The sequence below is a fragment of the Sphingomonas sp. 1185 genome (assembly GCF_040544655.1).
GTDB lineage: Bacteria > Pseudomonadota > Alphaproteobacteria > Sphingomonadales > Sphingomonadaceae > Sphingomonas.
In genome coordinates this window covers 18,342-36,369 of the sequence record NZ_JBEPKL010000032.1, presented here as the reverse complement: position 1 = coordinate 36,369, position 18,028 = coordinate 18,342, and the positions used below count along the sequence as shown (strand labels likewise).

Here is an 18,028-nt window from a genome sequence, read left to right as displayed (position 1 = left end):
GGCTGGCATCTCTTGCGGTCAGGGCCAGTGCCCGGCCAGGAGACCCCAGCCTTCGCTGGGGTGACGATAGTGGTTGTGATGATATTTTAGGCCGCGTCCTTGCCCCGCGAAATGGCGGCGATGCCGGTGCGGGCGACCTCGACCAGGCCGACTTCGCCCATCAGCTCGACGAACTTGTCGATCTTGGCGATGGTGCCGGTCACCTCGAATACGAAGCTGCCGATCGTCGCATCGACCACGCGGGCGCGATAGACTTCGGCCAGGCGCAGCGCCTCGATCCGGCGTTCGCCGGTGCCCGCCACCTTCACCAGCGCCAGTTCGCGCTCGACATGGTCTCCCAGCACCGACAGATCGGTGACCTTGTGGACCGGAACCAGCCGGTCGAGCTGGGCGATGATCTGCTCCATCACCGACGGCGAGGCGCTGGTGACGATGGTGATGCGGCTGACGGCCTTGTCGGCGGTGATCTCCGACACGGTCAGGCTTTCGATATTATAGCCGCGCGCGGTGAACAGCCCGGCGATCCGCGCCAGGATGCCCGGTTCGTTGTCAACGATCACCGCCAGCGTGTGGCGTTCCACCTTCTCGGTCTTGATGTGCATTCGGCCGTCATCCCGGCAAAGGCCGGAATCTCCCTGTTATGTCAAACCCATGCTTCGTTGAGGCCCCAGCCCTGGCCGGGGCGACGGTCCGGTCAGACCAGCGCCTTGGCCTCGTCGTCCATGGTGCCCGATACCTCATTGGCCTGCAGGATCATGTCGGTATGGGCCGCGCCGCTCGGGATCATCGGGAAGCAGTTGGCGAGCTTGGCGACGCGGCAGTCGACGATCACCGGCCCGTCATGGTCCAGCATCGCGGCGATGCCGTCCTCCAGCTGGTCGCGATGCTCGATGAGGATGCCCTTCCAGCCATAGGCCTCGCCCAGCTTCACGAAGTCGGGCAGCGAGTCCGAATAGCTTTCGGCATAGCGGCTTTCATAGGTCAGTTCCTGCCACTGGCGGACCATGCCCATATATTCGTTGTTCAGGATGAAGATCTTGACCGGCAGGCGATACTGGGTCGCCGTCGCCAGCTCCTGGATGTTCATCTGGATCGAGGCTTCACCGGCGATGTCGATGACGAGCGCCCCCGGATTGCCGAGCTGCGCACCGATCGCGGCGGGCAGGCCGTAACCCATGGTGCCTAGCCCTCCGCTCGTCAGCCACTTATTGGGCTTTTCGAAGCCGAAATGCTGCGCGGCCCACATCTGGTGCTGGCCGACCTCGGTGGTGATGATCGGCTGGCGGGCCTGGGTCGCTTCGTACAGCGCGCGGATCGCCCGCTGCGGCATGATCGCGTCGCCGGTCTCCGGGAAGGAGAGACAGCCGACCGCACGCCAACCCGCGATGCGGCGCTGCCACTCGGTGGTGTCGGGCTTGGGATGCTGGCGCGACTTCCAGATGCGCACCGCATCCTCCAGCGCGTGGCCGACATCGGCGATGATGGCCAGGTCGACGCGGACATTCTTGTTCACGCTCGACCGGTCGATATCGACATGGACCTTGCGGCTGTTCGGGCTGAACGCGTCCAGACGGCCGGTCACGCGGTCGTCGAACCGGCTGCCAAGTGCTACCACCAGATCGGCCTGGTTCATCGCCATATTGGCTTCGTAAGTGCCGTGCATGCCCAGCATGCCCAGCCATTGCGGGTCGCTGGCCGGGAAGGCGCCCAGACCCATCAGGGTCGAGGTGACGGGCGCGCCGGTGATGCGGGCCAGTTCGCGCAGCAGCTGCGACGCGGCCGGACCCGAATTGATGATGCCGCCGCCGGTATAGAGGATCGGACGCTCGGCCGCCGCCAGCATGTCGACCAGCTGCTCGACTTGGGCTTGGTCGGCCTTCACCTGCGGGCGATAGGTCTTGTGACGGATCGGACCCGGCTTCTGATAGCGGGCGGTGGCGACCTGCACGTCCTTGGGGATGTCGATCACGACCGGGCCGGGGCGGCCCGAGGTCGCGATGTGGAACGCCTCGTGCACCACCTCGCCCAGACGCGCGGGGTCCTTCACCAGATAATTGTGCTTGGAGCAGTGGCGCGTGATGCCGACCGTGTCGGCTTCCTGGAACGCGTCGGTGCCGATCAGCGCGGTCGGCACCTGGCCGGTGATGACAACCATCGGGATCGAATCGAGCAGCGCGTCGGTGATGCCGGTGACCGCATTGGTCGCGCCGGGGCCCGAGGTGACGAGCACCACGCCGGGCTTGCCGGTCGAGCGGGCATAGCCCTCCGCCGCGTGCGTCGCCGCCTGTTCGTGGCGGACCAGAATGTGGCGGATGCGCTTCGATCGGAACATGGCGTCATAGATCGGCAGCACCGCACCACCCGGATAGCCGAAGACGACCTCCACGCCGAGATCGCACAGCGCCTCGACCAGGATATCGGCTCCGCTTTTCTCGGTCATCGTCTTCGTCCTTCTGCGTCCGTGCCCACTGACGGGGCTTGTCGGGAAAGGCGCGGCTACAAGTTTAAAAAGTGCGCGTCAACCGTCAGCGGCGCAATAAAGTTTCTATTATGTTGCGACGCACATCGGCGTCAGGGTCCGGAATCACGGTCCAGTCGGGCCCCGGCTGGTGGCGGAACCAGGTGAATTGCCTTTTTGCATAACGCCTTGTCGCCAGCGCCCCGGCCGCCTCCGCCTCGGCGCGGGTCATGCGGCCTTCGAGGAGCGCGGCAGCCTCCGGCACGCCGATCGCGCGCCGGATCGGGGCGTCGGCGGGCAGGTCGGGACGGGCGAGCAGCGCGGCGGCCTCGTCCAGCCCCTCGTCCAGCATTTCCGCGAAGCGTCGGTCGATGCGGGCGTTCAGCCAATCGCGGTCGGGCAGCAGGATGACGGCGGACAGTGCGATGCGATCGCCGATCCCGCCTTCCTTATGTGCCTGCCAGGCGTGCAGCGGACGCCCGGTCGCGCGCACCACCTCCAGCGCGCGGGCGACGCGGGTGGTGTCTGCCGCATTGAGCCGGGCGGCGGCGGTCGGGTCCTCGCGCGAAAGGGCGGCATGGGCCTCGGCGACGGGCAGCGCGCGCACCTCGGCGCGGATGGCGGGGTCGATCTCCGGCACCGGCGCGATGCCGTCGAGCAGCGTGCGCATATAAAGGCCGGTGCCGCCGACCAGGATCGGCAGCGACCCCGCCGCCACGCTGTCCGCGATCGCCGCGCGCGCCTCCGCCGCCCAGCGTGCCGCCGAATAGCCGGTGTCCGCGCCGTCGACATGGCCGAACAGCCGGTGCGGCGCCTGCGCCACCTCTTCGGGGGCGGGGCGGGCGGTCAGGATGGAGAGGTCGCGGTACACCTGCGCCGAATCGGCATTGATGATGGTGCCGCCGGTCGCCTTCGCCAGATCGAGCGCCAATGCGGACTTGCCGCTCGCGGTCGGCCCTGCGATGAGCGCGACCTTTGGACGGTCAGAGGAGTTCGCCATGTTCATCGCCACGCTGATAGCAGCCGAATCGATCGCCGAGCGCGATATTTCGGAGGCGGTGGCGCAGATGACGCCGCTGTGCGCGGTCGCCGACTGGAACTGGATCGACGAAGGCCGCGCGGCGGACATTTGCTTCGCCGAGGACCCCGACTTTGCGGCGGGCGTGCTACATGGCCGGTTTGACCGGACCGATGTCATCATCCAGCCCGCCGCGCATCGCGAAAAGCGGCTGCTGGTCGCCGACATGGACTCCACCATGATTACGGTCGAGTGCATCGACGAACTGGCCGATTATGCCGGGATCAAGGAGCAGGTCGCCGAGGTGACCGAGCGGGCGATGCGCGGCGAACTGGACTTTGCCGCCGCGCTGGACGCACGGGTCGCGCTGCTCGAAGGGCTGGACGAGCGGGTCATCGAACAATGCCTGGCCGAGCGGGTGACGCTGATGGCGGGCGCCCGCGCGCTGGTCCGCACGATGAAGGCGCGCGGCGGCCAAGCGATCCTGGTATCGGGCGGCTTCACCCGTTTTGCCGAGCCGGTCGCGGCCGAGATCGGTTTCGACCGCGCCATCGCCAATTACCTCGAGATCGCGAACGGCAAGCTGACCGGCACGGTGCGCAAGCCGATCGTCGGCTCGGACACCAAGGAAAAGACGCTGCTCGCCGCGCTCGACGAACTGGGCATTGGCGCGGTGGAGAGCATGGCAGTGGGCGACGGGGCCAACGACTTGGCGATGATCCGTCGCGCCGGGCTGGGCGTCGCCTATCGTGCCAAGCCGATCGTCGCGGGCGCGGCGGCGGCGCGGGTCGATCATAACGACCTGACCGCGCTTCTCTATGCGCAGGGCATTCCGCGTTCGGAATGGGTGGTCGGTTGAGGACCATGATGCCCTTCCTTCCCCGGATAGGGGAGGAAGGGTCGTCGTTTACGGGACGACCACCACGCAGGGCTGGCCCGAGCGGGTGCAGGCGGCCTGGGCTGCATTGCGATCGGCATAGCCGCCCGCCTGCAAGCGGATGACCCCGCCCGCGCTGACATAATGCGGCTGTGCGCCCGCCAGTCGCCCGCGCACCCGCTGCCATAGTCCCTCGGCATTGCCCCGGTCGCGGAAAGCGCCCAGCTGGATACGCCATGCGCCCCCGGCCGCGCGGGGAGGCGTCAGCTTGGCGGCATGCGGCGCGGCGGTGCGCGTCGACGCCATGGGCTTGGGCCGGTCGACCGGGGCGGGGGCCGCCTCGCGGACCGGTGGCGTCGGGCTCGGAGCGGTGCCGGGTGCCGGATAGCTGGCCCCGTAACCGGAAGCTGCGGATCGCGACGGGGGGACCGGCACCGGCTGTACCGCCGGGCGCGCCTGTCCGGCGGTGCGGAGCGGAGCGTCGGCGGCCTTGCCCGGCGTCGCTTCGCTCCCTACCGTCACCCGCTTCGGCCCGGTGGCCTCGGGGGCGGGCAGGGCCGCCAGCCGGGCGCGATATTGCTGGGCCAGCTCGACGCCGTGCTGGCGGTCGGGCGGGGTGATATACTGGTCCATCTGTGCCAGCGTCTGCGAAGCGGCTTGCAGCCCCGCCTGCGACGCCAGCGTCATCAGCGCATAGGCGCGCGGATAGTCGCGCGTCACCCCGTCGCCGTTGAACAGCATCGTGCCGAGCACCAGCTGCGCGCGCGGCTCGCCCCGCGCGACCGACTTTTCGAGCCAGGGCAGCGCCTCGGCCTTCTTGCCCGACTGGAACAGCGCCAGGCCATAATTGTCGGCGGCCTGGGCATGCCCCTGCGCGGCGGCCTTGCGGAACCAGCTTTCGGCCAGTGCGGGGTCCTGCGGTACGCCGCGCCCCAGCTTATAGGCCTGGGCCAGGTTGAACTGCGCATCGGCGTCGCCCGCGATGGCGGGGCCGCGCCATTCCTCCACCGCCTTGCGATAATCGCCCTGCGCCCAGGCATCGACGCCCGCCTTCACATCGGCCAGCGCAGGCGCGGCGAGGAGGCAGGTGGCAAGCGTGGCCAGCGCCGTACCGACGACCGGGAACCTGCGCATCATCCTTCTTCCCCCAATAGCTGTCGCGTCCGTCATGCCCCGAGGCGGGGCGCGGGTAAAGCGTTCCTCAAGGCTTAACCGTTCCTTAGCGCGTCACCGGATAGCGTCGGCCCCGATCGGGGAAACGGATAACGCCATGGGCGCGGCGGCGTGCCCGGAGCCCGCGACCCCATGGCTTTTGGCTGGTGACGATGATGACCACGATCCGCACTCTCATGGCCTGCAGCCTCGGCGCGCTGATGATCGGCGGCACCCTGACCGGCTGCACATCGGCGGATCGCCGCACGGCGCGACTGGCGGAAGGACCCGGGCATGGCGGCGAGGCGCAGGCGACCGCCGCGCTTGCCGACCGGACGCGCCGCGTGCTGGCGCAGCGGGACGGCGAGGGGGCGGTGGCGCTGGCCGAACGGCTGGTCGCGGCCGACCCGCATCAGGCGGGCTATCGCGCGCTGCTGGGGCAGAGCTATCTCCAGGCGGGGCGCTTCGCCTCCGCGCGACAGGCCTTTACCGACGCATTGCAACTGGACCCGAAGGACGGGCGCGCCGCGCTCAACCTGTCGCTGGCGATGATCGCCGGGGGCAATGGCGCGGGCGCGCGCGCCATGCTGGAGCGCCATGCGGCGATGATCCCCGCCACCGATCTGGGGCTGGCCGTGGCGCTGGCCGGATCGCCCGGCGACGGCATCCGCATCCTGACCGCCGCCGCGCGCGAACCCGGCGCGTCGGTCAAGACCCGGCAGAATCTGGCACTGGCTCTGGCCTTGGCGGGGCAATGGGACATGGCGCGCATGGCCGCCTCGGCCGATATGGCGCCCGCGGATGTCGAGGCACGGATGCGCGAATGGGCCGATTCCGTCGCCACGACCAGTCCGGCGGATCAGGTGTCCGCGCTGCTCGGCATCCGCCCGGCGGTGGATAGCGGCCAGCCGCTGGCGCTGGCGCTCAACGCCGCACCCTCGGCGGCGGTGGTGCAGGACATGGTCCAGGCTTTGCCCCGCCCGGCCGACGCCGACGCGCCGGTCGCGATGGCCGCCAAGGGAGAAGACGTCCTGCCGCCGCCCGGCCCGATGGTCGAACAGGCCGCCATTATCGATGCAGAGCCGACGCCGTACAAGCGCGCGACCCGCATGGCGGCGGCGCTCGTCACCACGCCCGCGCTGCTCCGCCGGGCCGAGGAACGCCGCGTCGCCGCACCCAAGGGCGAGTGGAACGTCCAGATCGGCGCCTTTGGCCGCGAGGACGGGGTGCAGCGCGCCTGGGGGCTGCTGACCCGGCAATTTGCCGGGCTTTCCGACTATGCGCCGCAGAGCGGCACGATCCGGCATCCGGGGGGCGAGCTGCACCGCCTGTCGGTCGGGGGACTGAGCCGGGAGCAGGCGGATGCGCTGTGTGGGCGCTATCGCCGGACCGGGGGTGCCTGCTTCGTGCGCCGCCAGGCCGACGACCGGATGGCGCATTGGGCACGGCCGGGGATCGGCCTGGCCTCGCTATAAGGCCGGTCAGCGCCCTGCACGCCCGGCTGGACCGCACCTTCTGGTGGAACCGACATTCAGGATTGCTTCTTCTTCCCTCTCCCCTGGACAGGGGAGAGGGTTAGCGAAGCTTGCCAGCCTGCTGGCTAGCGCAGCTTGGGTGAGGGGTCAAGCGAGCCTGTAGGCTCGCGCGCTCGCTTCACGAGCGCCCACCCCTCACCCAGCTCCGACTAAGCCTTTGCTCTCGCAAAGACCAAGTCTGCGCAACCCTCTCCCCTCTGCGAGGGGCGAGGGAAGAAAAGGCATCGCTGAATGGCGATCGGACCTAGTCCAACAGGCCGACGGCGGCATCCGCCCAGATCGTGAGGACCAACAGGGTCGAGCCGAGGACGATCAAGGCCCGGATGGGGGCTTGCGCGGGCAGGCGTGCCGCCACTTCGCACGCGATGCCGATCGTCCCCATCAGGACCGCCGCCATCAGGAAGTCGGCCGCGTCCCATTTCACCTCGCTGGTGAAGCGCATCGCGACGGCGGGGGCGAGGACGATAAGGGCCAGCATCGACCAGAGCGGGACCCGCCAGTGGCGGATGGCGCGCGCGCGGGACAGATCAAGCAGGGGCATAAGCATCCTTTCGCCCGGCAGGATAGACCGCCCGCGCGCGACGCGCCAGTCGGCGGACCGGACGCGGATCAGACGGCTTCGCCGGCGGCGCGCCCGCTCGCCCAGGCCCATTGGAAGTTATAGCCGCCCAGCCAGCCGGTGACGTCGACCGCCTCGCCGACGAAATACAGCCCCGGCACCGCCTTTGCCTCCATGGTGCGCGAGGACAGCCCGGCGGTTGACACGCCGCCGACCGTCACCTCGGCCTTGGCATAGCCCTCGCTGCCATTGGGGTGGAACGGCCAGTCGGCCAGCCGGGCGGCGGCGGCGGACAGCGCCTTGTCGGTCGCCGCGCCCAGCTCGCCCGGCAGCGCGAGGCGCTCGGCCAGCGTCTCAGCCAGCCGGTCTGGCAGATGCTGGCCCAACAGGCGACGGGGCGAGGTGCGCGGGGCGGCGCGCTTGGCGGCCAGCAGCCAGTCGCCCGCGCAATCGGGCAGGAAGTCGATCCCGATCGCCTCGCCATGCCGCCAATAGGAGGAGATTTGCAGGATCGCCGGACCCGACAGCCCGCGATGGGTGAACAGCGCGGCCTCGCGGAACCGGGTCTTGCCCGACCGTGCGACGACCTCCGCCGCGACGCCCGAGAGCGAGCGGAACAGCGTCTCGTCGCCGCCCAGCGTCAACGGCACGAGCGCGGGGCGCGGTTCGACCACCTTCATCCCGAACTGGCGCGCCAGATCATAGGCATAGCCGGTCGCACCCATCTTGGGGATGCTGGGCCCGCCGGTTGCGACGATCAGGCGGGGGGCGGTGTATATCCGGCCGCCCCGCGTCACCCGGAATTGCGTGCCGTCATGCGCGACCGCTTCGACCGGCTGGCCCAAAGCGATGTCGACCATGCCGCCCGACCGCGCCGCCCGGTCGGCTTCGTCCAGCAGCATCGCGACGATTTGCCGCGCCGACCCGTCGCAGAAGAGCTGGCCCAGCGTCTTTTCATGCCAGGCGATGCCATGCGCCTCGACCAGTTCCAGGAAATCGGCCGGGGTGTAGCGGCCGAGCGCCGATTTGGCGAAATGCGGGTTCGCCGACAGGAAACGGTCGGGCACGGTGCCGATATTGGTGAAGTTGCACCGCCCGCCGCCGGAGATCAGGATCTTCTTGCCCGGAGCGTCGGCATGGTCGAGGACCAGCACCCGCCGCCCCCGCTGCCCGGCGGTCGCCGCCGCCATCAGGCCCGCCGCGCCCGCGCCCAGGATGATCACGTCATGATGTTGCATGGCGGAGCTTTAGGGGGATTTGGCGGGGCGGGATAGGGGACACGGCCTCGTCTTGGCGCTCCTCTCCCGCAGGCGATGGTCTCTGTGAGACTCCAGGCCCTCCCCCGGCCCCTCCCGCCTGCGGGAGGGGAGAATCGCTACTCCGGCCCCTCCCGCCTGCGGGAGGGGAGATTCAGGCGCTTGCCACGTTCAGAATTTCCACCGCATCGGCCTTGCCCCCGAACGCGACGGTTTCCCCTTCCATGGCGCCCATCAGCGCGCGGGCCAGCGGCGCGGCATAGGCGATGCGATCATGGGCGGGGTCGGCTTCGTCATGGCCGACGATGGTCAGCGTCTTCTTCTGTCCGTTGAGGCGGATCGTCACCACGCTGCCGATCCCGATCTCGTCCTCCGCCGGGGCGGGGGCCAGTTCCAGGGTCGCGGCGCGGGTGTTCCAGTAGCGCAACTCGCGCTGGAGCCGGGTCCGCTCATCCTCGCCCGACGCGGCGGCGAGCGCGGCCTCGACCTCCGTCACCTTGGCACGGGTCAGCTCGGCCCCGCGCGGCGTGACCAGATTGGGGCCGGGCGGGATCGGCAACTCGAACTTGGGTTCGAGATGCTCCTCATCGGATTCGCGGCGAAAGGCGACACTCATCGGGGATCAACGCATCGGGTCATGGCGCGGCTCCATGGCGGGGCGATCGGTTCGCCGCAAGCCCGGTTGAGTTTTCCGGCAATGCGTGTATAGGGCCTCGCTTTCACGGAACGCAAACATTCACCCGTGCCGCATGGGTGTATCCGCCAACCGAGAGGGATGGGTCCCTTGGTTCGGCGGTACGCGCTCCTTTTTCGTTGGAGTCCCCATGCCTTTCTCTGCCCTGCCCACGGTCCTTTCGACCGCTCTTTCCGCGCGTGGTTATGCCGCGCCCACGCCCGTCCAGGCCGCCGTCATCGAGGCGGACGCCGCCGGTCGCGACCTGATCGTCTCCGCCCAGACCGGGTCGGGCAAGACCGTCGCCTTCGGCCTGGCCATGGCGAACGACCTGCTGGTCGACGGCGAGAACCTGCCCCATGCCGGTGCGCCGATGGCACTGGTCATCGCGCCGACCCGCGAACTGGCGCTGCAGGTCAGCCGCGAGCTGGAATGGCTCTATGCCGGTGCGCGGGCGCGCATCGCCACCTGCGTCGGCGGCATGGACGCCTCGCGCGAGCGGCGGGCGCTGAACCACGGCGCGCATATCGTCGTCGGCACGCCCGGCCGTCTGCGCGACCATCTGGAGCGCGGGGCGCTTGACCTCTCCTCGCTCAAGGCGGTGGTGCTCGACGAGGCGGACGAGATGCTCGACATGGGCTTCCGCGAGGATCTGGAGCAGATCCTCGACGGCACGCCGTCCGAGCGTCGCACGCTGCTGTTCTCGGCCACCATGCCGCGCCCGATCGTCCAGCTTGCCAAGCGCTATCAGAACAACGCCAAGCGGATCGAGACGATCAGCGAGGAAAAGGGCCATAGCGACATCGAATATCAGGCGGTGACGGTCGCGCCCGCCGATATCGAGGCGGCGGTGGTCAACCTGCTGCGCCTGCACGAAGCCGAGGTCGCGATCCTGTTCTGCGCCACGCGCGACAATGTCCGCCACCTGCATTCCAGCCTGGTCGAGCGCGGCTTCTCCGCGGTCGCGCTGTCGGGCGAGCATTCGCAGAATGAGCGCAACCATGCGCTCCAGGCGCTGCGCGACGGTCGCGCGCGTGTTTGCGTCGCGACCGACGTGGCGGCGCGCGGCATCGACCTTCCGGGCCTGACGCTGGTGATCCATGTCGAGATCCCCCGCGATGCCGAGGCGCTTCAGCACCGTTCGGGCCGCACCGGCCGCGCGGGCCGCAAGGGCACCGCGATCCTGATCGTCCCCTATCCGCGCCGTCGCCGCGTCGAGGGCATGCTGCGCGGCGCGCGGATCGATGCCCAGTGGCGGCGCGCGCCGACGCTGGAGGAAATCCGGGCGCAGGACCGCGAGCGCCTGCTGACCGCGCTGCTCGCGCCGGTCGAGGTGGACGAGGCCGATCGCGAGCTGGCGACCCGCCTGCTCGCCGAGAAGTCGGCCGAGGACATCGCCGCCGCGCTGGTCCGCGCGCACCGCGCCGCGCTGCCCCAGGCGGAGGAACTGATCGAGGGCGATGCGCCCGCCCCGCGCGAGCGTCGCGAAGGCTTTGACGACACCGTCTGGTTCCGGATGAGCGTCGGGCGCAGCCAGAATGCCGATCCGCGCTGGCTCCTCCCGCTGATCTGCCGTCGCGGGCACATCACCCGCAACGAGATCGGCGCGATCCGCATCCAGCCCAGCGAGACGCTGTTCGAGATTCCGGCCGCGCTGGCGTCGCGCTTCGTCGCCGCGCTGAAGCGGACCGAGGCGGACCATGCCGAGGACGATATCGCGATCGAGCAGGCCGACGGCCCGCCCGCAGGCGGTTCGGGTCATGGCGGCCCGCGTCGCGGTCCGGGCGGCAACCGTCCGATGGGCGGCCGTCCCGCTGGCGGCCCCGGCGGCCCGCGCCGCTACTCGCCGCGCCCCACCCAGGGCGGCCCGCGCGGTCCCCGTCGCGGCTAAGCGAAGCACGGTCCTGCAAAAAGCCCTCCCCGAGACGTCTCGGAGAGGGCTTTTTTTGTTTCCCAAATCCTCCCCAAGCTGTGCTTGGGGAGGGGGACCGCCGGGCGTCAGCCCGGTGGTGGAGGGGCAGGGGGCCCTCGCTGGCGTTGCCGGCCCCTCCACCACGCCCTGCGGGCGCGGTCCCCCTCCCCATCGATGATGGGGAGGATTTGGTTTAAAGGATTTCCCGTCCCGCCTTCCACAGCCGCTGCGCGCGGCCCTGGACGGGGAAGCCGTCGAACGGCGTATTGCCCGCCGAGGCGAAGGCGTCGCCCGACACCATCCACGGCGTTTCGGCATCGAACAGCATCAGGTCGGCGGGCTTGCCCGGCTCCAGCGTGCCGGTGTCGAGGCCCAGTACCTTCGCCGGATTGGCGGCCAGCAGCGCGAACAGCCGGGGCAGGGTGATCCGCTCGTCGCGCACCAGTATCAGCGCCAGCGGCAACAGCGTCTCCGCCCCCGCCATGCCCGCTTCGGCATCGACGAAGGGCAGGCGCTTCGCCTCGGGGCCATGCGGGTCGTGGCCCGATCCGATGACGTCGACCGTCCCGTCCGCGACCGCCTCCAGTGCCGCCTGCCGGTCGCTCTCGTCGCGCAAGGGAGGCGACAGGCGGGCGAAGGTGCGGAAATCGGTGATCGCGATGTCCGACAGGTGGAGATGCGCGGGGGTGATCCCGCACGTCACCTTCACGCCCCGCCGCTTGGCCGCGCGGATCAGGTCGAAGCCCGCCGCCGTCGTCACCTGCCGGATGTGCAGCTTGGCCCCGGTTTCCTCCGCGAGCATCAGGTCGCGCGCGATGGCGAGCGACTCGGCGATGGCGGGGGCGGAGGGCAGGCCAAGACGGCTCGCCGTCTCGCCCTCGGTCGCGACCGCGTCGGCGGCCAGGCCGCCATCCTCGGCATGGGCGATGACGGTCAAGCCCAGATCGCCCGCATAGGCGAGCACCCGGTGCATCACGCCCGAATCGGCGATCCAACCGCGCCCGGTGCCGACCGCCTTCGCGCCCGCCGAGATACAGACCGCCATCTCTGCCAGATCGGTGCCCGCCAGCGAGCGGGTCGCCGCCGCGATGGGGTGGATCCACAGGTCGGGCCGCCCGATCAGCGCGGCACGCTGCACCACGCCGGGATCATCGAGCACCGGCGACTGGTCGGGCATCAGGCCGATGCGCACGATCCCGCCCGCGCGGAAGGCGGCATTGTCGACCTTGAACACACCCAGATCGACGATGCCGGGGGCGAGCATCTTGCCGCCGCAGTCGATCATGGTCGCGCCCTCGGGCACGTTTCCGGTGCCGGTGATGACGCCGTCCTCGACCAGCAAAGCCTGGCCCCTGATCTCGCCGCCGACCGGGCAGACCAGCACGGCGTTGGTGAAGGCGGTGACGCTCATGCCCAGCCCTCCAGCTTGCGGGCTCGGCGGGTCAGCACGTCCAGGCACGCCATGCGCACCGCGACACCCATCGCCACCTGCTCGGTGATCGCCGATTGCGGGCCGTCCGCCACCTCCGAGTCGATCTCGACGCCCCGGTTCATCGGGCCGGGGTGCATGACCAGCGCACCGGGCTTGGCGCGCTTGAGGCGTTCAGGCGTAAGGCCGTAGCGCATTCGATATTCGCGGGTGGAGGGGATATAGCCGCCCGCCATCCGCTCATTCTGGACGCGCAGCATCATGACCACATCGGCGTCCTCGATGGCTTCGTCGAAATCGGTGAAGGGGGTGACGAACATGCGTTCGATCCCCTTGGGCATCAGTGTCGAGGGCGCGCAGACCCGTACTTCGGCCGCCAGCGCGGTCAGGGCGAGGATGTCCGAGCGCGCGACCCGGCTGTGCAATATGTCGCCGCAGATCACGACCTTCTGCCCCGCCACGCCGCCGCGCCGACGGCGGATGGTCAGCATGTCGAGCAGCGCTTGCGTCGGATGCTCATGCCGCCCGTCGCCCGCGTTCAGCACCGGGCAGTCGACCTTGTCGGCGATCAGGCGGACGGCTCCGCTCGCCATGTGGCGGATGACGATGACGTCGGCGCGCATCGCGTTCAGCGTCATCGCCGTGTCGATCAGCGTCTCGCCCTTCTTCACGCTCGACTGGGCGGCGTGCATGTTGACCACGTCCGCGCCGAGCCGCTTCCCCGCGATCTCGAAGGACAGCAGGGTCCGGGTCGAGTTCTCGAAAAAGGCGTTGATCTGGGTGAGGCCCGCCAGCCTTGTATCGGGCGTATCGGTCGCGCCGCGATCGAGCCAATGTTCCGCCTCGTCGAGCAGGAACATGATCTCATGCGGTTGAAGGCCGTCGATTCCGGTCAGATGCCGGTGCGGGAAAACGGCGCCACCCTGAATGAGCGTGCCGGGGCGATGATCCGAGGTCTGCATTAAAGCCGCCGGGTAGCGAGCGGCGGAGCGATCGGCAAGCGGGCAGTTGGTCCCGACCCCGATAATCCGGGGCCGGGACGCGACCATCGGCGTCAGAATGCGCCCGAAAGGGTGATGAAGCCCATGCGCGGCGGCTGGGCATAGCTGTTCCAGGTCCTGGACGCCGCACCCACGACCAGTTCGTAAATGCCCTTGCGGTTGGTGACGTTGGTGACGTTGACCGACAGCTTCAGGTCCTTGACCCCGAACCCGTCGATCTGCGGCAGGGTGTAGCTGGCCTGGAGGTTGACCAGATAGCGTCCGCCAATGCCCTGGTCGTTGGTATAGGTGGCAAAGCGCGGGCCGACATAGTCGCCGATCGCCTGGATCTCGAACGGGCCGTCATTGATCGACACGACCGTCTTGTTCAGCCACTTAGCGGTGTTGGGGACATATTTGCCCGCGGTCAGGACGGTGCTGGTGCCGCTGACATAATTGTCGCGATATTTCGAGCTGTTGTACGATAGCGCGTTGTAGATCGACAGGTGCGGGCCGAAGCGCAAGGTCGCCGCCGCATCCACGCCGTTGGTCTGGACCCGGCCGACATTCTGCAGGATCGACACGCCGCCGATGACCGAGGCGATGACCGGCGTCGCGCTGATCTGGAGCAGGCGATTGTCGAAATCGACATGATAGGCGCTGACCTGTCCCTCGATCGCGGTCAGCGGCCCCAGGTCGAGCGCATGGCGCGAGCGCAGGCCCGCTTCATAGGTCCAGGAGGTTTCGGGCGAGGTGTTCGCCTTGATCTGCTCGAACGCCTGCTGGCTGCCGACGGCGAAGGGCGACAGGCCCGCCGCGACCGAGGCCTGGAACTGGCGGACATTCTTCTGGATATGGCCGAACAGCTGGTCGTTGGCGGTCATGTCCCAGATCGCGCCGATGGCGGGCAGGAACCACTTCTTCGTGTTCAGCCGCCCCTCGGGATAGCCGGTCGACGTGCCGGGCAGCGCGCCCGGCAGCGGCTGGGTCGGCACGCGGCCGTCGGCGAATTGCAGGCTGGACTTGAAGCCCGCCTCGATCGTCACCGCCGGGGTGACGTGCCAGCGATCCTGCACATGCGTCTGGATCAGGTCGTATTTCGTGATCGCGGCATATTGGGTCAGGCGGCGCTTGGCGGGATCGGCCCATTCATAGGGCGAGGGCGGATTGTCGATGGGGGCCGCATACCAGCGGCGGAAGATGGTGTTGCGGTTATGCTCATACCATCCGCCCAGCTCGATCTCGTGATCGCCCGCATGGATGGCCAGCGTCGAGATCGCGCCCTTGCGGTCGATGCCATATTCGGTGGTGCGCAGCGCATAGCCCGATCCGCCGAAGACCTGCTTCAGATCCTGCCCCGGATAATAGATGCGGAACAGGCCCGGCAGGCCCGCCGCCGCGATCGGGCCGGTGATCTGCCCCTGGCCCTCGTCATGATGATAATAGACCTGATTGGTCCAGGTCACCGCATCGCCAAAGCGGCGCTCATATTTGATATAGCCCAGATAGTCGGTGCGCTGCGCATCGCCGAAATAGTTCATGTAATTATTGGGATTGTTCGACGGCGGCGCGCCATTGGCATCGACATAGGCGAGCGCGGCCTGCCAGTTCGGATAGAGCAGCGAGCGGTAATAGGGCTCCAGCCCGCCCGCATTGTGCGCGACCGAATCCTGATTGGGCTCCGCCTTGTCCGAAATGTCGAAATAGCCGGTCAGCGTGCCGTTCTCGCCCTTGTGGACGAACTTGGCATTGCCCTGCCACCCGCCCTGGCGCGCATCGAATTCCCAGGCGCGGGCCTTTTGCCGGACGACCGAGAGGTATCCGCTATTGGTGCCGCCCAGCCCCGCGACCTCGCCGCTGTCGATGCGCAGGAAGGTGCGGCTGGCGTCATAGCTGCCCAGCGTCTGCGCGAAGCGGACGCCCATCGTCGCGGCCGGATCGCTCGAATAGGTCTCGATCCCGCCGCCCAGATTGCTGGCCGAGGCGGTGCCCAGGTCGGCGGCACCGGCGGTCAGGCGGACGCGCGCGACATTCTCGCTGATGACCGCACGCTGCGGCGTCAGGCCGTTGTAATTGCCATAGGACTGGTCGCCCAGCGGCACGCCGTCCATGGTGAAGCCGAGCTGGTTCTGGTTGAAGCCGTGCACGAACAGCGAGATATTCTGCTCGTTATTGCCCCAGGGGTCGGCCGTCTCGAACTGCACGCCGGGCAGCGTCTGGATCGCCTTGACCGGGTTGGCGCCGGGCAGCACCTTCTGGATCTCCGCCGCGCCCAGCTCGACCGAGGAGCGGGTGGTGCGGGTCGCGGTCACGACGATCTGGTCGCCATTGGTCGCGGCCTCGGGCACCGCCGTATCGGCCTGCTGCTGCGCCCGGGCGGGCATGGCGATGACGGCGGCGCCGATCATCAGCATCGAACGGGACAGAGTGGAAAAACGCTGCACGGCTGGGCCCCCCAAAGGCTTCGTAGGAAGCGGCGCAGCTAGGGGGCTTGAGTGACGGGTCGGCGACTGGTTCGAGACCGATATGTGACATTTGGCGGGTAAATGATCGTTTTGCGGTCAGTCGATGGGAATTACGGTCAAGCCATCACCAGCGCGTCGATCGCCGCCTGAAGGATGTGCGCGGCGGCGAGATTGTCGATCCGCTCCGCTCGCTTGGCGCGGCTCATGTCCTGCTCGATCATCGTCCGCTCCACCGCCACCGTCGACCAGCGTTCGTCCCACAGCAATATGGGGCCCAGATCGGCGCAGTTGCGGGCAAAGGCACGGGTCGATTGCGAGCGCGGGCTCTCGCTGCCGTCGAGATTGAGCGGCAGGCCGATGACCAGCCCCTGCACACCCTGTTGCGCGATCATCGCGATCAGCTGTTCCTTGTCCTTGGTGAACTTGGTCCGGCGGATCAGGGTGGCGGGGCTGGCGAAGCTCCATCCCGCGTCGCAAAGCGCGGTGCCCACGGTCTTGGTGCCGACGTCCAGCCCGATCAGCCGCCCGCCCGAGGGGAGGGCGTTGCGGAATTCGGTGCGGTCGGTGGTGATCAGGCTCATCGAAAGGCTTTCAAACGGCGCTCCGCATCGGCGCGGACATTCGCCCAGAACAGGCTATAGTCATAGACATGGTAATTGTTGCCCGGCAGCACATAGGGCCCGACATTCGGCCCCTCGCCGATGGTCAGGATGCCGCGCCCCTCGCACTTGGCGGGAACCTTGCCCGCCGCGATGTCCGCGCTCTTCAGGTCGGCCGAGGGGTAGAGCGTCCCCAGATTGGCGGTCGCGGGCGCCGCGACGTCCGGCGTGCCGGTCAGCGGATTGGTGCACAGCATCGCCGTGTCCTTGCGCGGTGCCCCGGTATAGCCGTTGGTCTTGTCGAACACGTCGAGGATCAGTGACGGATCGGCGGGCTCGCCAAAGCTCTGCCAGCTCAGGATGCAGCCGGTCTGGTCGGCCCGCTCGCAGGCGGGCAGCCCCATGGCGGGCAGGTCGGCGGTCATCGAGATGGGCCAGCCCACGACATAGGCCGCGACGATCCGCCGCTTGAGCGCGGGGTTCTTCGCCACCCGGTCGGTCAGCAGACGCGACAGGTGCAGCGCGCCCTGGCTATGCCCCGCCAGGATCAGCGGACGGTTGGGATCGACCTGCGCTAGAAAGGCGGTGAACGCGGCATCCACGTCCCGGTACGCCAGGTCGAGCGCGCGTTCGGCATCCTGGACGCTGGTCAGGAACGCCCCGAAGGTCGCCTGTCGATAGCGGGGCGCCCAGATGTCGCCCGCCGCATTGAACGCGCTGGCCTGTCCGCGCAGGAACAGTTCGGCGCGCGCATTCGTGTCCGCATCGTCGATCGGCGCATTCCAGTGCGACTTGTTGATGTACGAGGTGGGGTGGATGAAGAAGATGGCGGCCCCGGTGCCGGGCTTGCCGGGCGTGTAACCCGCCGGAACCCACAGGGCGGGATTGCCGGGGATGTCGGGCCGCGCCAGCCACAGGACCTTGCGCTCGTACAGGTCGGCCGGGGGCGCCGCCTGGGCCTTGAACGACTCGGACGGCACCGTCGACCAGCGGAGCAGCTGGTTGCCGAACAGGCGATAGGCAAAGGCGGCGGCGATCGTCAGCATGATGAGTGCCGCCACCACATACAGGAATTTGCGCGCCAAATCCTCACTCCATTGTGCGTTGCAGCAAAA

The 18,028-nt window shown here is 68.7% G+C and carries 15 protein-coding genes; 3 read left to right on the top strand and 12 right to left on the bottom strand.

What is annotated here, in order from left to right; all coding sequences use genetic code 11:
• Nucleotides 1–86: 86 nt before the first annotated feature.
• From ilvN to miaA, 3 genes are all read right to left on the bottom strand, one after another.
• The gene (ilvN, locus tag ABIC44_RS16830; RefSeq protein ID WP_307100162.1) at nucleotides 87–602 is read right to left on the bottom strand and encodes an acetolactate synthase small subunit; all 516 of its coding nucleotides are present in this window, start codon (nucleotides 600–602) and stop codon (nucleotides 87–89) included.
• A 92-nt stretch (nucleotides 603–694) separates the two neighbouring features.
• A complete protein-coding gene (locus ABIC44_RS16825; RefSeq protein ID WP_354296647.1) occupies nucleotides 695–2,440 on the bottom strand; it encodes an acetolactate synthase 3 large subunit in 1,746 nt (581 codons plus the stop codon).
• 85 nt (nucleotides 2,441–2,525) lie between these two features.
• Nucleotides 2,526–3,458 carry a tRNA (adenosine(37)-N6)-dimethylallyltransferase MiaA gene (gene miaA / locus ABIC44_RS16820; protein ID WP_354296646.1) on the bottom strand — a complete coding sequence of 311 codons (933 nt, stop codon included), beginning with the start codon at nucleotides 3,456–3,458 and terminating at the stop codon, nucleotides 2,526–2,528.
• Between miaA and serB the strand changes: the two genes are divergently transcribed.
• Entirely contained in the window at nucleotides 3,457–4,335 is an 879-nt protein-coding gene (gene serB, locus ABIC44_RS16815) for a phosphoserine phosphatase SerB (RefSeq protein ID WP_354296645.1), read from the top strand. The genes miaA and serB overlap by 2 nt on opposite strands.
• Nucleotides 4,336–4,383: 48 nt before the next feature.
• On the opposite strand, the gene ABIC44_RS16810 is transcribed toward serB, so the two are convergent.
• Nucleotides 4,384–5,490, bottom strand: a complete 1,107-nt coding sequence (locus ABIC44_RS16810) for an SPOR domain-containing protein (RefSeq protein WP_354296644.1) — start codon at nucleotides 5,488–5,490, stop codon at nucleotides 4,384–4,386.
• A 188-nt stretch (nucleotides 5,491–5,678) separates the two neighbouring features.
• Between ABIC44_RS16810 and ABIC44_RS16805 the strand changes: the two genes are divergently transcribed.
• Nucleotides 5,679–6,980, top strand: a complete 1,302-nt coding sequence (locus ABIC44_RS16805) for a tetratricopeptide repeat protein (RefSeq protein WP_354296658.1) — start codon at nucleotides 5,679–5,681, stop codon at nucleotides 6,978–6,980.
• Between the two features lie 304 nt (nucleotides 6,981–7,284).
• Here ABIC44_RS16805 and ABIC44_RS16800 read toward each other — a convergent pair whose 3' ends face one another.
• The 3 genes from ABIC44_RS16800 to ABIC44_RS16790 form a co-directional block, all read right to left on the bottom strand.
• A complete protein-coding gene (locus ABIC44_RS16800) occupies nucleotides 7,285–7,581 on the bottom strand; it encodes a hypothetical protein (RefSeq protein ID WP_354296643.1) in 297 nt (98 codons plus the stop codon).
• A 68-nt stretch (nucleotides 7,582–7,649) separates the two neighbouring features.
• Nucleotides 7,650–8,837 carry a BaiN/RdsA family NAD(P)/FAD-dependent oxidoreductase gene (locus ABIC44_RS16795; protein ID WP_354296642.1) on the bottom strand — a complete coding sequence of 396 codons (1,188 nt, stop codon included), beginning with the start codon at nucleotides 8,835–8,837 and terminating at the stop codon, nucleotides 7,650–7,652.
• Nucleotides 8,838–9,009: 172 nt separating this feature from the next.
• Nucleotides 9,010–9,471: a GreA/GreB family elongation factor gene (locus ABIC44_RS16790; RefSeq protein ID WP_354296641.1), complete on the bottom strand. Its 462-nt coding sequence runs from the start codon at nucleotides 9,469–9,471 to the stop codon at nucleotides 9,010–9,012.
• A 208-nt stretch (nucleotides 9,472–9,679) separates the two neighbouring features.
• Here ABIC44_RS16790 and ABIC44_RS16785 point away from each other — a divergent pair, with 208 nt between their 5' ends.
• Nucleotides 9,680–11,419 carry a DEAD/DEAH box helicase gene (locus tag ABIC44_RS16785; RefSeq protein ID WP_309701498.1) on the top strand — a complete coding sequence of 580 codons (1,740 nt, stop codon included), beginning with the start codon at nucleotides 9,680–9,682 and terminating at the stop codon, nucleotides 11,417–11,419.
• Nucleotides 11,420–11,633: 214 nt separating this feature from the next.
• On the opposite strand, the gene ABIC44_RS16780 is transcribed toward ABIC44_RS16785, so the two are convergent.
• The 5 genes from ABIC44_RS16780 to ABIC44_RS16760 form a co-directional block, all read right to left on the bottom strand.
• Nucleotides 11,634–12,851, bottom strand: coding sequence for a dihydroorotase (locus ABIC44_RS16780; protein WP_354296640.1), 1,218 nt, complete (start codon nucleotides 12,849–12,851; stop codon nucleotides 11,634–11,636).
• On the bottom strand, nucleotides 12,848–13,831 hold the full coding sequence (locus tag ABIC44_RS16775; protein WP_175312954.1) for an aspartate carbamoyltransferase catalytic subunit: 984 nt from the start codon (nucleotides 13,829–13,831) through the stop codon (nucleotides 12,848–12,850). The genes ABIC44_RS16780 and ABIC44_RS16775 overlap by 4 nt, the downstream gene beginning before the upstream one ends.
• A gap of 92 nt (nucleotides 13,832–13,923) precedes the next feature.
• On the bottom strand, nucleotides 13,924–16,293 hold the full coding sequence (locus tag ABIC44_RS16770) for a TonB-dependent receptor (protein WP_354296639.1): 2,370 nt from the start codon (nucleotides 16,291–16,293) through the stop codon (nucleotides 13,924–13,926).
• Nucleotides 16,294–16,430: 137 nt separating this feature from the next.
• Entirely contained in the window at nucleotides 16,431–16,895 is a 465-nt protein-coding gene (ruvX, locus tag ABIC44_RS16765) for a Holliday junction resolvase RuvX (protein ID WP_167345377.1), read from the bottom strand.
• On the bottom strand, nucleotides 16,892–17,998 hold the full coding sequence (locus ABIC44_RS16760; protein ID WP_307100139.1) for a DUF3089 domain-containing protein: 1,107 nt from the start codon (nucleotides 17,996–17,998) through the stop codon (nucleotides 16,892–16,894). The genes ruvX and ABIC44_RS16760 overlap by 4 nt, the downstream gene beginning before the upstream one ends.
• Between the last annotated feature and the right edge of the window lie 30 nt (nucleotides 17,999–18,028).

Coding starts and splice junctions, on each gene's coding strand:
- ilvN (WP_307100162.1), bottom strand. CDS start 602: ATGCACATCAAGACCGAGAAGGTGGAACGCCACACGCTGGCGGTGATC.
- ABIC44_RS16825 (WP_354296647.1), bottom strand. CDS start 2,440: ATGACCGAGAAAAGCGGAGCCGATATCCTGGTCGAGGCGCTGTGCGAT.
- serB (WP_354296645.1), top strand. CDS start 3,457: ATGTTCATCGCCACGCTGATAGCAGCCGAATCGATCGCCGAGCGCGAT.
- miaA (WP_354296646.1), bottom strand. CDS start 3,458: ATGGCGAACTCCTCTGACCGTCCAAAGGTCGCGCTCATCGCAGGGCCG.
- ABIC44_RS16810 (WP_354296644.1), bottom strand. CDS start 5,490: ATGATGCGCAGGTTCCCGGTCGTCGGTACGGCGCTGGCCACGCTTGCC.
- ABIC44_RS16805 (WP_354296658.1), top strand. CDS start 5,679: ATGATGACCACGATCCGCACTCTCATGGCCTGCAGCCTCGGCGCGCTG.
- ABIC44_RS16800 (WP_354296643.1), bottom strand. CDS start 7,581: ATGCCCCTGCTTGATCTGTCCCGCGCGCGCGCCATCCGCCACTGGCGG.
- ABIC44_RS16795 (WP_354296642.1), bottom strand. CDS start 8,837: ATGCAACATCATGACGTGATCATCCTGGGCGCGGGCGCGGCGGGCCTG.
- ABIC44_RS16790 (WP_354296641.1), bottom strand. CDS start 9,471: ATGAGTGTCGCCTTTCGCCGCGAATCCGATGAGGAGCATCTCGAACCC.
- ABIC44_RS16785 (WP_309701498.1), top strand. CDS start 9,680: ATGCCTTTCTCTGCCCTGCCCACGGTCCTTTCGACCGCTCTTTCCGCG.
- ABIC44_RS16780 (WP_354296640.1), bottom strand. CDS start 12,851: ATGAGCGTCACCGCCTTCACCAACGCCGTGCTGGTCTGCCCGGTCGGC.
- ABIC44_RS16775 (WP_175312954.1), bottom strand. CDS start 13,831: ATGCAGACCTCGGATCATCGCCCCGGCACGCTCATTCAGGGTGGCGCC.
- ruvX (WP_167345377.1), bottom strand. CDS start 16,895: ATGAGCCTGATCACCACCGACCGCACCGAATTCCGCAACGCCCTCCCC.